We start from the raw sequence: 16,885 nt of genomic DNA, 5'->3' as shown, positions 1-16,885 counted from the left end.
GCCGTTCAATGGATGTTAAAATTAAAAAGAATTTATAAGTATAGATAATTACTAATTAGTGTATTTGGCTCCCAAATCCCGATATACTAAAATACCGAGCTTAACCTATGCCCCGCAAAAAAACAAGACGTCATCTGTACGTCCTGCTATTGGTGTTATCATCAGTTGTAGTTTATTCGGCAGTAATAAAATCAAATGACCTTTTATTTGATACAAAGCCTGGTATGCCTAATTCTATCGAGACTACTGTACCTCCTGTAATAATTAAAAATGATAATAAAGATGTTACAGAAAGCTCCTTAACGACTTTTGCTCCCTTGTTTACCACAATTATTCAAGGTGCAAATGAAGAAGTTATTTGTCCTAATGATGCGAGTACCTTAGCCAAATTTTTTCTTTGTGGTACCAGTGATATTCGCACTTTATCACTTAGCCAAACAGGAAGTTCATATGAATGGGAAAAATTAGATGCAAGTACTTGTGCACCTAGTGTTATCGATGATTGCCCAACTTTTAGTGCAGCAGATACTTGTTGGGATTCAGTCGGTAGTGCTGCCACATATGATTTAGATGCACCGGGCGAGTATCGCGTTCGAGTTGATTCAGGACCTTACTATTATCTAAAGGCGACTCAAAACCCTCTAGATCCGCAGTTAATTTTTGAAGATATTGTATGTGGAAATCCAGGTAGAGTTGAAATAACAAATGTTCCTAATGGTTATGAGTATAGTCTGAACAGTTCAGCGGGACCTTATCAGACCGATCCATTTTTTGATGTTACTGTGGCCGACGATTATTTAGTATGGGTACGTTTAGTAGGTTCTGGTTCTAGTTCTTGTCTATTTCCATCAAACACGGTGACCGTACAGAGTTTAGATATGATGGTTGAAGTTACAAAAAATGATATTCAATGCAGTGGCGAACAGGGTAGTATTGATGTCCAAGTTACTGGTGTTCCTGGTTTTTATACCTACCGCTTAATCAAAAATGGTGTAACAGTAGATACATTTGGCCCAGACGGAGCAGACACTTATACTTTTGCTAATGTAGGTTCAGGAATATACACTATTCGTGTTGAAACAAACGACTGTGATCAAACCGTCACAACAGATATTAGCGGCAATTTAATTGAAATCGGAACAGGAATTAGTCCTTTAGATGTCTCAGCAACTACTTCTGATAGTTTTGGTTGTGGAGCAACTTCAGTTGATGTTACAGTGAATACAACGGGTGGAACAGCTCCTTACCGTTATAGTTTAGATGGGGGCACTAATTTTAGTGCTAACTATACAGGTTCAACTATGTTCTCTGTGACTTCTTCAGGCACTTATAACTTATTGATTGAAGATGCTAATGGCTGCCAAAGAACTGCTTCGGTTGATGTAGCAGATATTCCACCTCCCACATTTACGGTAACTCCTTTTGATGCTAACTGTGGAGGTGCCAACAACGGTCAAATTGTGGTTAATCTTACTAATGGGTTTGGTTATAATATTGAGTATAGTATTGATAATGGAACAACGTATCAAGTGAGTAATGTTTTCTCAAATCTTGCTCCTGGATCTTACGATATCATGCTGCGATATACACAAGATTCTTTTACTTGTAATACTGGTGCATTAACCACCTCTATAGGCACACCTTCAACTATTTTAGCAAGTGCTAACCCAGACTCAACACCTTCATGTTCTAATGAAACAGGTGGGCAGATTACAATTTCAGGTGTATCTGGTGGAACAGGACCATATGAATATAGTATTGGAGCTGGCTTCAGTACCGGGGCGGTTTTTTCTAATTTAGGAGTAGGGACCTACACACCATTAGTTCGCGATGCCAATGGCTGTGTTGAAGCTTTACCGGATATTGTATTTGATACTTTAGATAAACCAACTGATCTAGATTTTGCTATTTCTAGTTTAGACTGTATTTCAACAACTGCTTCTATAACTCTTACAGTGACTGATGGGGTTGGCCCCTTTAACTACGAAATTATTGCACCTAGTGCAAGTGTTATTGATAATGGTGCAAATTCTACTTTTACAGGTCTAGGGTTAGGTACATATACTTTTAGAGTAACGGATTCAGCGGGCTGTTTTTATGATGAAAACTATGCAATTACAGATATCAGCTCCATTGAAGCACAATCTCAACAAATTAGTCCTATTACCTGTTTTGGCGATAGTGATGGAGAAGGGCGTTTTTTAATTGATGGATTTAATGTCACTTATAGCTATAGCATTGATGGTGGAACAGTATTCACCGGTCAGACAAATAGTACTATTGATTTAACTTCTTTAGCTGCTGGTAATTATAGTATTGATGTAACAGATGAAGATACGAACTGTACTTCAACAGCAACATTGACTATAGAAGGGCCTTCAGCTGCTTTAGTTATTGATAACCTTGATGTTGAGGTTATGAATTGCCAAAATGGAAATATTGGAAGTGTTATTGTCAATACTTCCGGTGGATGGGGTGGAAATAGATATACGCTAACACAACCAGATAGTTCAACCAGAGGACCAAAAAACGGAAATACATTTTCAAATTTATCACAAACGGGTACTTATCAAGTAAGTGTTACAGACACCAACGGATGTACGGTTACTGATACATTTACCCTAAGTGCCTTGAGCACGCCTACTTTGACTGTGGATGTTGCAGCGTCGGACTTTTGCTATGATGCATTCGACGCTGCTTCCCTAGTTATGAGTACCACTGGCGGACTTGCGCCATATGAATATAGAATAAATGGTGGAGCACTTCAAAGCAGCGCTACGTTTTCCGGATTAAACCCAGGTAACTATACTATTGAGGTGGTAGATGCTAATGATTGTAGAGATGATTTAGCTATAACAATTCAACCACAAATTACAGCAAATGCAAGCATAATACGAGAATTAGAATGTTCAGGACCTGATGCTGAGATTGAAGTAACGGTTTCCAACGGTTACCCTTCAGGTAGTAATTATGTGGATTATGATGTTTATGTTAATGGGGTTTTGACCTCTTCAAATATTGCCTTTACTGGTAATACTTTTGTTCATACTATCCCGAATAATGGATCTATTACTGTAGATACTACATTTCGGTTTGTCGTAAGAGACAGTCAGGGTTGTGATAATACTTCAAATGAGGTGATTTTGACTCCACAAGAAACCATCGCGGGCAGCACTAATGTTATTGATACAACCTGTGGCCTTGATAATGGAATAATAGAACTAATACCAGATACAACTCAGGGTGTTCCACCATACCAGTATAGTAATGATGGTGGTACAACTTTCAGTAATCAAAATCTATTCTCGGGCTATGCAGCAGGTACCTATAGTAATTTATACATTAGAGATAGCAGAGGATGTGTTAGCCCTGCAATTTCCGCAACAATAGCTGTTAGTGTTGCATTAGATGCAAATGTGGTTGTAACTGACGCAGTTTGTGCATTTCCACCTGCAACTACTGAAGGGTCTATAGATGTAAGTATTTTGAATGGTGTTGCCCCTTATGATTATGAAGTTTACGACAATAGTAATACCCTAGTTGGTTCTTCATTGGCAACAGTAAGTACTTCGGAAAATTTTCCAAATCTTCCTATAGGTGATTATACAGTGATAACTACTGATGCCTCAGGTTGTGAAGATAGAGATATAGTTAGTATAGAGCAGAATCAATTAGATTTAACTCCTTTAGATACACCTCCTTTAAATTGTTCTGACCCTTTTATTTCTTATCGAGTACAGGCTTCAGGGGGGCTCGCTCCTTATGAATTTAGATTAGTTGGAGATCCTACATTTGTGTTGGCAAATGTAAATAGTATTGATATTCATGATTTTTCTGCAGTAGTAACGTTTGGTGTAACCTACTTTGTTGAAGTTAGAGATGCAAACGGTTGCACGTATATAGAACAAATAGATCCTATTACTCCCCCAAGCCCAATTAATGTAAATACAACCAGTTCGTCAGCATCCTGCTCACCGGCGGGTACTGGCGATATTTTCTTTGAAATTACCGGTATTGCTCCAAGCCCTGCTGATTTTACTATAGAATTACAAAATACAGATACAGGTGTTACTGTTTCCGGACCTACAACATTTAATAATGAGCCAATCCCGTACAATGGTTCTTTTACCAATCTTTCACCTGCCAATTATCAAATAATTGTTAATGATTTAAACACACAATGTAGTGCAAGTGATTTAGTGCTGATTACCCAAGATTTACCAAGTATTTTAATTATAAATAATATGCCTGGCACTTGTAATGCAGGAGCTTTGATTACGGTAAATGGACAAGGTGGTACCGCACCATATGGTTTTGCTTACGTGCCTAATGGTGATCCAGTTCCATCTACTTTTGTTTCGGAAACTACTTTTGAAATTGCTGGACCTTATCCAGCTGACTATGATTTCTATATTCAAGATGCTAATGGATGTACAAACTTAGTTACTGAGACCGTCACGGAAACAGCAGGGATACCTGCACCATCAATTAATGTAATTAACCAATGTACAGCAACAAGTGGTTATCAAATTGATGTTACAGCACCTTTAACTGTGCCAGCCAGTGGACCAGAAACTACTTTTCAGTATGATATTGGAGGTGGTTTTCAAGACAGTCCAAATTTTTTGGTTCCGAACCCTGGAAGCTATGTGATTACCATTAGAGATGGTAATGGTTGTACTGCAACAATAAGTGCCGATGTTTTTGACTTTTTCTCTATAACTGCTGATGCTACATCAGTACCAACTTGTAACGCTGGAGATGGAATCATTACTGTAAACACAAGTGGAGGAAGTGGAAATTTTGAATATCAATTACGAAATGATCTCACATTATTGGCTATTGGAGCACCTCAAAGTTCGAATGTATTCACAGGTATTGTTCCAGGAGATTATAATATTTTAGTTACAGATTTAAGTTCTAATACTGTGCCCTTATGCACAGATAATGCTGTTGTTAATGTGACAACTGTAGATACTCCAGTTATTACAGCAACACCCAATACCTCAATTAGTTGTTTTGGAGCCAATGACGCATCAATTTCGGTTGAACTTCAACCGGGTACAGATAGCGATACACCGTTGAGTTATACCCTTTATGATGGCAGTACAACAACAATAATTGCAGGTCCACAAGGTTCATCAGTTTTTGACAACTTAGGTCCTGGTACTTATCAAGTTGGAGTTGAATCAAATAGGAGTTGTACTAACCGTTCGACAGATATTATTATTAGCGAACCAACTGCACTTCAGATTAATACTTTAAATACGGAGTTTACTTGTAACCCTTCAAGTAATCAATTTAGTACAGCAACAATTACAGCTTTTGTTGATTCAAATGGTGATGGTTCTGGTGTTTTAACCGGTACTGGTCCGTACACCTATAGCATGAATGATGGAACAGCAGCATTTGACGGTACTAACTTTCAAACGAGCAGTGTTTTTGAAGTTATTGATAATGGTAGCAACCAAAGTATTGTTATATCTGCAAGAGATCAAAGCGGATGTGAGGTTGCTACAACTGTAAATATTAATGCGCCAACTGATTTGACTTTTAGTTATAATGTTAATCCAATTACGTGCGATGTTTCCGGGTCTGGTGTAGCTCCTGGCGCAATTGAAATTGTCATTAATCAAGGAGTCGGCAATTATGAAGTCGAAATACTTCCACTAGGTTCAGAGCCAGCACTAAATTCAGGCGGGACCGATAGGGTTGTTTGGCCAATTTCAACACCCGGTGATTATATTTTTGCTGTTACAGATTTATCAGGAGGAGGATGTAGTTATTTGACAAGCGTGATAAATATGCCAGAGTATAATAATATTCAAGCAACTATTGCTGAGGTAAGACCAGTAAGTTGTTTCAATGGCAATGATGGACAAATTAGTCTTGAAATAGCAAATTATAGTGGCAACTATAATTACGAAGTTTTCTCTCGTGACAACAGTGGTGTTGAAACTACTACTGGTGTTACAGGTTCTTTTGATACCAATGCACCTATAAACTCACCAGAAATTATAAATGGTCTACCTGCAGGTAATATGGTAGTTCGAATAGAAGCATTAGATAGCCCTTTTTGTGATGTGGTAAGTAATTTAGCTACAGTGCGCTCCCCAGATAGGGCATTAACGGTTACAACGAGTCAAACTGCCGAAGTTACTTGTAACGTACCTGGTCAAGGCGAGATTACTGTTTCAGGCGATGGTGGTTGGGGGGCTTATGAATATCGATTAGAAGCTCCAGATGGAAGTATGCTAGTTGATTTTCCTAACAACAATCCAATTTTTTCTGATTTAGAAGAAGGCCTTTATACGGTTAGCATAAGAGACAGTAATGGTTGTGAGACCACTAGTACAGTAGATTTAGCATTGCCAACAGCCATATATGCTGATATTCAAGTCGTAAGTCCTTTAAGATGTAATAACGACAATGACGGTAGTATAGAAGCTTACAATATTTCTGGCGGTCAAGGAGCTGGTAATTATCTGTATCAATTGAACAGATTAACAGATGGAACAACTAGTGGTTTACAGACGAATCCAACTTTTGCAAATTTAGCAGCAGGTGATTATACGATAACAGTTTTTGACGGTTGGAATTGTAGTTTTACAACAATACCAATTAATGTTCAAGACCCAGAGATTGTTATCGCTGAATTAGTTGAACTTCAGCCGCCAGGTTGCGGCGATTTGGGTAGAATGTTATTAACGGTAACAAATCCGGAATTAGGCGTTGATTATTATTACCGTCGATCAGGCACTACAGACCCTTTTGTTCCTTTTGGTACGGGTTTAACCAGTATTGAAATTGCAGAAGATATTACAATAGATCCTGGACCTTTTCAATATGATGTTCAAAACTCTAATGGTTGTCCTTTTGAATTATCAAATCAAATCTCGCTTGATCCCGCAGCTCCATTAGTTATTTCTTTAGATTTAACGAACGCAACAATTAATTGTGCTGGAGAAGCAACTGGTATTATTCGTTCAGAAGCATTTGGCGGAATTGGTAACTACTCTTATATGTTGCTTAGTACCAACTTGCCTCCGTATCCAAACCCTAGTAATACCATTCGTGCTGCACAAAGCTCTGGTATATTTAGAGATTTAGCACCTGGTACTTATTATGTTTTCGCAACAAGTGGAGGCTGTGAGGCCATTTCACCTCCAATAGTTATTGAGCCTAAACCACCATTAGTATTAGAGTATTTTGAAGTTATGAATGCTTCCTGTTTTGGAGAAACTAATGGACAAATAATCTTAGAAGCAAGCGGTGGAACAGGAGTAATTAGATATTCAATTTCTGATACCTTAAGTGAGTTTTTTGAAGGTGATGATCCCGCAAATCCTAATAGAAAAACCTTTACTGATTTAGCTCCACGACAATATGATATTATCGTCCAAGATGAGCTTGGTTGTACTATTACGAGAACTGTGGTTATTGAGCAGCCAATGGAATTAGTTGCTGGCTTAGCCGATTCAACTCCAGAAACTTGTCTAGGTGATGATGATGGTACCATTACTTTAAATGTCATGGGAGGAACAGCACCTTATTTCACAAGTGTTAACTCTGCTGACGATGCTGATTTTGTTCAGAATGATGCGCTATTCTTCGATAATTTAGCTGGTGGAGAAGACTATGTGATATTTGTTCGAGATTCAGCCGGATGCGAAACAAATATTATCGTGCCAGTCGGTATTGGTATTGATTTAATGGCTGAACCAATTGTTCAATATGGCTGTGATGGAATTTTCCCAAATAGCACTACCACAATTGAACTTACCGATAACTCGCTACTTTCTAATGTTCTCTTTTCTTTAGATGTTGATGATATTTCTTTAGCCACTGATACTAGAGTATTTGGTGATTTGCCAGCAGGTCAACACATTGTATATGTTTATCATGAAAACGGTTGTGTAACATTTACGGAGTTTGAAATTGATGAATATATGCCACTAATTTTAGAAGCAGAGAAGACTGGACCTAATGAAGTTACTGCAACGGTTACTGGTGGTTTTGGAGGATATGAGTTCTTTTTTCAAGATGAATCTTACGGAGATGTCAACGTTTTTACCATAAATCAAGATGCAAACATTAATATCATGGTTCGTGACCAAAACGGGTGTGTCGCTAATTTAGTAATGCCTTTTGATTTTGATGGAATGCCAGAATTTCCAGATTTCTTTACGCCAGACGGCGATAATTTAAATGATGAATGGTTCCCAGAGAATAGTGAGTTCTTTCCTGATATTGAAGTTAAAGTTTACGACAGGTATGGGCGCGTTGTAGCCGTTTTAAACGAAGTTAAAGGTTGGGATGGTAGTTATGAGGGTAATCCACTTCCAACGGGAGATTACTGGTATGTTGTGAACACCAATGACAATGAAAAACAGCAGTTCTTCGGTCATTTCACCTTATATAGATAATAGCTAGTTTAATCTATTGATAATCAATATGTTAAATAAAACTTAATTTACATTTTCAATTCACTATATAATATTGTCTATTCACCGTTATAAATAGTCGATTCACCTATTAACAGCATTGCTATTACTATATATTGGTCTAATTTGCTGTAAGTAAAGTAATGTTAAACTGGAACGAACCTTCTCCATTACCATAATTAATGAAAAAAGAAAGACAATCCCACGCAACTTCCTTTTTATTCAATAGTGATTTTGCTATTAATAAAGAATCCATCTTTATGATGAATTTATATTTAAATGCTGTTGATGAGAAACCCTATTCTATAGACTATAATACCCTTTTGATGAGCTACCATTTATGGAAAGGCGATGACATTGAAGATTTTTGCGAGAACCAAACTATAAGTTACTTTCTTTTTAACCCACAGAACGATTCGGCAGGAGCTCGAGAGGCATTTTATATGGATATACGAGAATTTCTTATAGGCAACTAATTCAACGTAATTTCAGCTTATTGCACCTTCACAAATCATAATAAATTTATATTTTTGCGTTTCTTTTTACGGGATGTGGCGCAGTCCGGTTAGCGTACACGGCTGGGGGCCGTGTGGTCGCAGGTTCAAATCCTGTCATCCCGACGAACCGCCATTCTGGCAATATCAAAACCTTGCTAATCGTATGATTTCCAGGGTTTTTCATTTTTTCTGCAATCATATGATATCGTTTAAAACCACCCTTCTGGTGTGCAATTCGGTGTGCAAAGCGGTACGCAATTTGTGCTAATTTTAAATAGCATTTAGTTCATTTTAGATGTAGTCTTTAAACAATATTGTTTAACCCAAAAGACTTATAACATGCGTACAGACAGCACATTAGGGGTGATATTCTTCACCCGAAAAAAGAGAAGCAATCCAAAGATATTGGCCATTTATGCCCGAATCACGGTCAATAAAGAGCGCGCAGAATTCAGTATAAAGCGGGACATTTCGGTGTGCAATTGGGATATTTTTAGGTGTCGAGCCAAAGAAACGAGCGAAAACCTGATTTTATTGAACACCTATTTGGACGATGTACATGCCGAAGTCCTCAATGCCCACAAGCAATTGCACTCGGAAAGGAAGTTGATTACGGCCAAAGCAATAAAGCTGAGGTACTTCGGGGAGGACGAAGAACGAATGTCCCTTATGAAGGCCGTGGAATACCATAACAAGAATATCAACAACGCCCTCAAGCCCGGAACCCTTAAGAACTATTTTTCCACTGAGAAGTACCTGAAAGAATTTTTAAGGGAAAAATTTAAGACTGATGATATCTACTTAATCCAATTGAACTATAGGTTCATTGTCAACTTTGAAAACTATATCAGAACCTATAAACCCAAAACAGCGAGAAGAACCTGTGCCAATAATGGTGTAATGAAGCATATGGAACGGTTGATGAAAATAGTTAACCTAAGCTTGAGTATGGAATGGTTGGAAAAAGACCCATTTCGGAACTATAAGCTTCGGTTTGTAAAAAACGAACGTAGCTACCTCACCGAAAGAGAGCTCAAATTGATTGAGGATACCTCTTTCATGCCCATAGGTTTAAAAAGGGTCAAGGATATATTCCTGTTTAGTTGCTATACAGGACTTTGCTACGTTGATATCAAAGAACTAAAACCCAACCAAATACTGATTGGAATAGATGGAAGCCAAAGGATACATACCAAAAGGGCGAAGACCGATGAACCGGTCAGGATTCCATTGCTGCCCATGGCCAAAGCAATACTTGAGAAGTACCGAGAAGAAAGTATAATGACAGATGAACTGTTGCCGGTCTATAGCAATCAAAAGACCAATCAAATACTAAAGGAGATAGCCAATGCCTGTGGTATCCATAAGAACATCACCTTCCATACTGCAAGACATACGTTTGCAACTACGGTCACCTTATCCAATGGAGTTCCCATAGAGACAGTTTCGAAGTTATTAGGACATACCAAACTATCCACAACACAAATCTATGCAAGGATATTGCAAAAGAAAGTAGGGGAGGACATGAATGATTTGATGGAGAAGTTAAAAAGGAAACAAGAAGTTGAAAGAAGCGCAGCCCCAAAATCCTTACCCTAACTTTTGTGCTAGGTTCCTGTTGGGTTTTTGTAGCGTCCCGAGAGGTAAGCGTGAAGCAAAAATCCGATAGGGCACAACTACTTTTTTGAATAAAAAATTCTGCTAGAAGTTTACAAATTTTAGCGGCGTAGCGGATAAGGTTTGTAAAGCAAGAGGGTAACACGCTAAAGCGATGTTACGAATTACAAACCATTGGTTTTCAATGAATTGAAAATGAAGCTAAAAATAATTTTGGCGCAAAAAACAGTAAAAGAGCTGTTAACCCTTATAAAACCTCAAAAAAATTACTGTAATGGAAACTGAAAAGAAGAAAAAAAGTGATTTCTCGGCCATAAGCATCAATCGTATAGTTGCTGGAAGGTATCGGGAGTTTTCAAAGAAGATTTCCAAGTCACATACACTTACCTTGGAACTGATGATGGACTTCTTTGAGGGGGCAAAGATTTCACCAAAGAACAAATACCTAATGAACCAAATGGGTTTTGAACATCGATTGAACAAACGATTGGATTATTTGGAAGAACTGCTTCGTAATTGGGAAAAGAACAGTTCCATCCCAAAAATCCATGATATGCTTAAAAAGGTATTTGACTTCGCAGAACAAGAAGAGAAGAATAGTCGAAAGGATTTAGAGCTCCAACAAAAAATGTATGACCAATCCTTAAAAAGGGATAAAGTGACCCAATACGACAATTATATGCTAAAGAAGAAATGGAAGTCAGAACGAAAACAAGTGCTTCGATTCTTAGAACAGATAAAAAAAGAAAAACCAAGATTTGGAAAACCATATTTCAAACTTGAAATTAAGGAATCAGAACTCGAAAGTCTAAAACAAGTATTGAAAAAAGACTTTTAATTTTACCTCGCAAAAAAATAGGATGAAGTTTGGTAAGTTTTGGGACTTACAGCACGAAACAAAGTTTCGCTTGTTTGTCTGGAAAGGTTGATAAGAATTATCAAAATAATCTTTCCACATAAAACCTTACTATTGAATCAAAATTACGGCGTGAGTTTTAGTTAACTATTCATCCATTTTTTAAAGTCTGTTATCCGTTCAGCTGAAATGAAAACATCAAAATCCAAAGGGTTGTTTAATTCTAGCTTATATCTACTTTTAGAGAAGTGATGTATTTCCTTAATAGCTTCAATTTTTACTATAACCTTGCGGTTAACTCTAAAGAATTTTTCAGAATCTAATTCATTCTTAAGTTTTTCTAAAGTATAATTGACATCGTATATCTTTTGTTGACGAGTAACTAAAAAGCAAGATTTGTTTTCAGCATAAAACAAATCAATCTCGTTAATATCAATTGAGCGAATTTTGGAACCAACTTGCACTAAAAAACGCCTTTTAAGATTATTCCTATTTATTTCTAAATCTCTAATAAGTTTAGAGTAATTTACTTGAAAATCAGTGTTGGATTTGCGAAAAATTTGTTCAAATTTCTTCAAACTTTTTTCAAGCTCTATCTGTTGTATTGGTTTAAGTAGATAATCAACGCTTGCCTGTTTAAAAGCTTCAAGCGCATAATTATCATAAGCAGTGGTAAAAATTATGGGAATGTTTAACTCTATTTGGTTAAATATTTCAAAACTATTACCATCTGCTAGATGAATATCTAAGAATATTAAATCGATATCATTTTTATTAGTATTTAAATAAGTAACCGTTTTGAAAACGGTATCAAACTGACCTGCAATAGAAATATTATTTTTTTCTGAATCCAAAAGCCGAACTAAACGCTTAGCTGATAATTCTTCATCTTCTATTACTAGAACTTTTATCATACTAATGAGATTCTTTGATTAATGGAAGTTTAGCAATAAACTCTGTTTTTGTCTTAATAAATTCCGGTTTTGTTTTTGAAATCAGATCATACGTCTTTTTTAAATTTAAAATACCGACGCCAGTGGAATTAGGCGTTTCTAAACGTGTTTGTATACTGTTAGTAACTACTAAATATTCACCAGTATCATTCATTGATATATATAATGGTTTAGCTTTAGACACTTCATTATGTTTTAAAGCATTTTCAATCAACATTTGTAAAGAAAGTGGTGGAATTTTTTTGTTAAATGCATCTTTGCTTAACCGATTTTCAAATTTTAGATTATCACCAAACCTTATTTTTTGAAGAAAAATATAAGCATTCACAAACTCAATTTCTTTCAATACAGAGACTAAAATTTCTTCTTTAAACTCTAACACATAGCGATAGACTTTGGTGAATTCTTCGATAAATGCATTCGCTTTAATTGGGTTTTCATACACGAGTTCTGAGAGAACACTTAGACTATTAAATAAAAAATGTGGATTTACTTTTTGTTGCAAGGCAGAAAGTTGAGATTGTATTTTTTCTTTTTCAGCTTTAGCTAGAGAAATCTGTAAATGTTTATTCTTTTGAATTGAATTCCATACTTCTACTATAGTGTAAATAACAGTTAAAAAAAGATAATTTGGTAAAAAGAAGAAAATGAGTTGCTGAAACTCGGACTCAATAACATCAAATGGTGGAGGTGTTGGTAGTACTTTGAAAGTTGATAAGCTAATTGTTGCCGAAATTATCAATGTAACGATAAAACCAATAATCCATCTTTTCCAATTATCAATAGCAATACCTAATTTATCTAAACCCTTTACTATGTAATCTATTAATATCGTACAGACAGATATTGTAATAAAGACTAATATTGGCATTAAAATAACTTCTAAGCCTATCGTTTTTTTTAAATCGGGAGGTGAAAAGAAAACTAGAATGATAAAATTAAAGGATAAGTATATCGCACTTAAAAAAACTGATATCAGTATTAAGTGTTTTTTACTTCTAACTTTTAATTTACTTAAGTCCAAATAAGATGTATTTAGGTACTCAAAGTACAAATATTTTAACAAGCAAATACTTTTTTTTATTTGGTTAATGGGTGTAATAATATTCGTCCTGATTTTCCCCTTTTTTACACTCATTTTTACAGCCTTCGTCAGTTTAATTTTCCTTGATTAGCGACTAAAAATTAGCTTGTGGAAAATTAAATCAGGGGAATTAAATGAAAATCATACTTGGATTTATTTTATCATTATTGCTGTTTTACTCTTGTAAAGAAAAAACTGTCCTTAGTAAAGAAGAGGTTATTGGATTTAAGGTAAAAAATAATGTTTCTGGCTCAGGTTATAGAGATTTAGAAGGAAAATTTATTGAGTATACGTATAATAATTTTGGTGGTTTTAGACTTGCCATATTTGACAATAAAATTAAATGGCGTGGCTATAAAGGGTATTTTGATAGTATTGTTTCTGAGGTAAGTCCGCAAATTTCTAAGGTAGGTGATAGTATCTATTTTTTATCGTGGATTTTACCCAATGGCGGTAGTGATAACGTGGTTGTAAACTTAAAGAACAAAACTGTTTTTGCCCATTTAGATTCTGGTCAAACTAATGATGCCAATACTACAGATTTTGAAATGATTAATGGAAGTATCAATTGCGGCCCATCTATTGAGTGCCCATTTCCTGATGGTGAATTGACAAGTATGTTCAAAGTGATGTCTACTATCGAATCCAATACAGAATCTTATAACCTTCCTGAGATTTATACAAAAGAAAAGCCCCTTATAAAAGAAAACAAATCTGCGAGAACTGAATTAACAGGAAAGGTTTTAAAATTAAAAACACCAGCAGGTATATTAGTTATTAAGGTAGAAGATGCTACCACACACGTAACAAAACCTGAGGGTAATTCCCAATCTTATAAAACCTATGTCACTAAACCTGCTGACGATATCTATTTTATTTCTTGGCTTAGTAAAGAATCAAATAGTGAAAATATAGTCTTTAATAAAAGTACTATGAAGGCTTATGACCATGTCGTTAATCCAGAAGGAACTCACGAAGAGCGAGTTTACGAGGCACTTAATTTTGAGCATAAAAATCTTTAATAATTGAATTTTTAATTTCAATAAAAGTATTTAAAAAGAAAAAACACGTATTAAACCCTAGCAGAAAATGAGGATTCATAAATATTTGTTATTGACATTAGCATTAGTCTTTAGCATAGGATGCTATGCCCAAAAGGAAATAAATATAGGTGTTGTCACAGATGTGCAAAACAGACAAATGGCGTTGGGTTTATTAGATAGTCTCCAATCCGAAATTCAAAAGACAGTAGGAAGCGACTACAGTATCAAAATCAATCCATCAAATATAATTAATGGTATTACCAATAAAGATGAAAGTCTAACCGCGTATACTAAAATTAATGCTACTTCTGTAGATATCATTTTTGTACTAGGCCCTAAAAGTTTGAGTGGTATATCACAAAATACTGTGTTTTCAAAGCCAACAATAGTCGCAGGAGTTTTAGATTACAGATTACAATTCTTGCCAAAAACCGAAAACGGAACTAGTGGTAAAAATAACTTCACATACATAGAAACTAGTACCGATTTAATAACATCCATCAAAAAATTTAAAGAATTGGTAGATTTTGAATCACTTTCGTTAGTCGTTGATAGTGATTTAATATCAATATTCGATGAAGCTACAGCAAGGTATAATATTCTAGAAATTGAAAATGAATTAAACATAAAGATTAAAACGATTGCTGTAGATGAAGCGAATTTAGAATCATTTAGGTTTCCCGAAGATGTGCAAGCAGCATTTCTACTCTTTAATTTTCAATATCCAAAAGACAACTTAAATAAAATTATAGAACAATTAGAACTGCAAAAAACACCTTCTTTTTCAACTTCAAAAGAACAAGTTACAAGTGGCGTTTTATTTGGATTAGGTGACGACATTGAGCAGATTAAGAGAAAAATAGCTTTAACCGTTGACGAAACACTAGAGGGCTTTTCGTTATCTGAAATGCCAGTGAGTTTAAACCTGAAGCAAGAACTTTTTGTAAACCTATCTACAGCAAAAAAAATTCAATTTCCGCTAACTTATCAATTAGTGTTTACCGCACATACCATAGAAAATGATAAAAACGTCATTTCTTATAGCCTCACTGATATTTTGACATCAGCACTAAATGAAAACCTTGACATTAAAATTAGTCAACAAGATATCCAGAACTCAACAATAGATATTGACCAAGCTATTTCAAATTATTATCCAGATTTAGATGCCTCTGTTTCTTACACTGAATTAAGTAAAAATCAATCAAGCGATATTATTGGACAATCACAACGTTCAGCATCTGGTAATTTGTCATTATCACAAGTTATTTTTTCTGAAAGTATTCTCGCTAATATTAAAACAAGCAAATATTTGCTTGAAGCTCAAAAATATAACACGCAACAAGATATACTAGATGTCATTTTCGATACTTACTCCGGGTATTTTAGTATTCTGCAGAATCAGGCTTCCTTAGATATACAAAATGAAAATTTACAACTATCAAAAACAAACCTTGACCTTGCAAAACTCAAAAAGAGTTTAGGGGCTGCAGACAACTCAGATGTTTATCGTTTTGAAGGAGAAGTAGCATCGAATACCCAACTAGTTATAGAAGCTCAAGCTAATACTGCAATTACCAAATTAGGACTAAATCAATTACTAAACTACACCTTAGAAGATGAATTTGAAATTGCTGATTCAAGTACAGAAAGTGAGGTTTTTACACGTTATAAAGAGCATCCTATTTTGGAAGCCATCAAGTCGCCAATAGGCTTAAAAAAGTTAGCTTCATTTTTAGTTTTAGAAGCTCAAAAAAGTAACCCTACTGGTGGCGAGCTTTTGGCTAATAAAAATATCTTGGAACGTCAATTAAAATTAAATAAACGTCAATTTTATTTACCAACGTTATCCGCTAGCGGTAACTTAAACAGCACATTTCTAAGAGGTGGTATGGCAAGTAGTCCCTCTGAAGGATTTGAGTTTGCTGATGATACCTGGAATGTTGGTCTTACCCTAAATTATCCCATTTTTGATGGAACGCAACGAAAACTAGATAAGCAACAAACGTTGATTTCTTTAGACCAAACCGAGTTATCTATCGAAAATTTTAATCAAAATATCAAACTAGCTATTCAAAATAGCTTGATTTCATTATTTACGTCTTATACCGATTTAGATTATTCAAAAACAGCACTAGAGAACCAAGAACAAAATTTCAAATTGAATCAAAATAAATACAGAGTTGGGCAAGTATCTATTGTACAACTTTTGGATGCACAAAATGCTCTAGTACAAGCAAAACAAAATTATGCTTTTAGCACCTATTCGTTTATTCAACAGTTTTTACAGCTAGAATATAATTTAGGTTATTTCAGTTCTTTGGCAACGCCCGAGCAACTGCAGGATTTTGAGTTTAGGCTGTTAGAATTTTTAAATAAATAGAATTACAA

General features: G+C 35.4%; 8 protein-coding genes and 1 tRNA gene. 7 read left to right on the top strand and 2 right to left on the bottom strand.

Annotated elements, in window-relative coordinates; genetic code table 11:
• Positions 1-107: 107 nt before the first annotated feature.
• The 5 genes from RM542_RS12795 (at position 108) to RM542_RS12775 (ending at position 11,396) form a co-directional block, all read left to right on the top strand.
• On the top strand, positions 108-8,426 hold the full coding sequence (locus tag RM542_RS12795) for a T9SS type B sorting domain-containing protein (RefSeq protein ID WP_311386142.1): 8,319 nt from the start codon (positions 108-110) through the stop codon (positions 8,424-8,426).
• A gap of 200 nt (positions 8,427-8,626) precedes the next feature.
• On the top strand, positions 8,627-8,920 hold the full coding sequence (locus RM542_RS12790) for a hypothetical protein (protein WP_311386141.1): 294 nt from the start codon (positions 8,627-8,629) through the stop codon (positions 8,918-8,920).
• 69 nt (positions 8,921-8,989) lie between these two features.
• Positions 8,990-9,064 (top strand) — tRNA-Pro (locus tag RM542_RS12785).
• A gap of 216 nt (positions 9,065-9,280) precedes the next feature.
• Positions 9,281-10,540 (top strand): site-specific integrase, encoded by a 1,260-nt coding sequence (locus RM542_RS12780; protein ID WP_311386140.1) that lies wholly within the window; start codon positions 9,281-9,283, stop codon positions 10,538-10,540.
• A gap of 292 nt (positions 10,541-10,832) precedes the next feature.
• Positions 10,833-11,396, top strand: coding sequence for a BfmA/BtgA family mobilization protein (locus tag RM542_RS12775; protein ID WP_311386139.1), 564 nt, complete (start codon positions 10,833-10,835; stop codon positions 11,394-11,396).
• Between the two features lie 161 nt (positions 11,397-11,557).
• On the opposite strand, the gene RM542_RS12770 is transcribed toward RM542_RS12775, so the two are convergent.
• Both RM542_RS12770 and RM542_RS12765 read right to left on the bottom strand, forming a co-directional pair.
• On the bottom strand, positions 11,558-12,328 hold the full coding sequence (locus tag RM542_RS12770) for a LytTR family DNA-binding domain-containing protein (RefSeq protein ID WP_311386138.1): 771 nt from the start codon (positions 12,326-12,328) through the stop codon (positions 11,558-11,560).
• Position 12,329: 1 nt separating this feature from the next.
• The gene (locus RM542_RS12765) at positions 12,330-13,391 is read right to left on the bottom strand and encodes a histidine kinase (protein ID WP_311386137.1); all 1,062 of its coding nucleotides are present in this window, start codon (positions 13,389-13,391) and stop codon (positions 12,330-12,332) included.
• Between the two features lie 194 nt (positions 13,392-13,585).
• On the opposite strand from RM542_RS12765, the gene RM542_RS12760 reads away from it, so the two are divergent.
• Entirely contained in the window at positions 13,586-14,473 is an 888-nt protein-coding gene (locus RM542_RS12760; protein ID WP_311386136.1) for a hypothetical protein, read from the top strand.
• Between the two features lie 67 nt (positions 14,474-14,540).
• Entirely contained in the window at positions 14,541-16,877 is a 2,337-nt protein-coding gene (locus tag RM542_RS12755) for an ABC transporter substrate binding protein (RefSeq protein WP_311386135.1), read from the top strand.
• Positions 16,878-16,885 lie beyond the last annotated feature (8 nt).

This window comes from Croceitalea sp. P059 (genome assembly GCF_031846365.1).
Classification (GTDB): Bacteria; Bacteroidota; Bacteroidia; order Flavobacteriales; family Flavobacteriaceae; genus Croceitalea; species Croceitalea vernalis.
The sequence above is the reverse complement of the archived record's forward strand: the minus strand, read 5'-3'. Positions and strand labels throughout refer to the sequence as shown.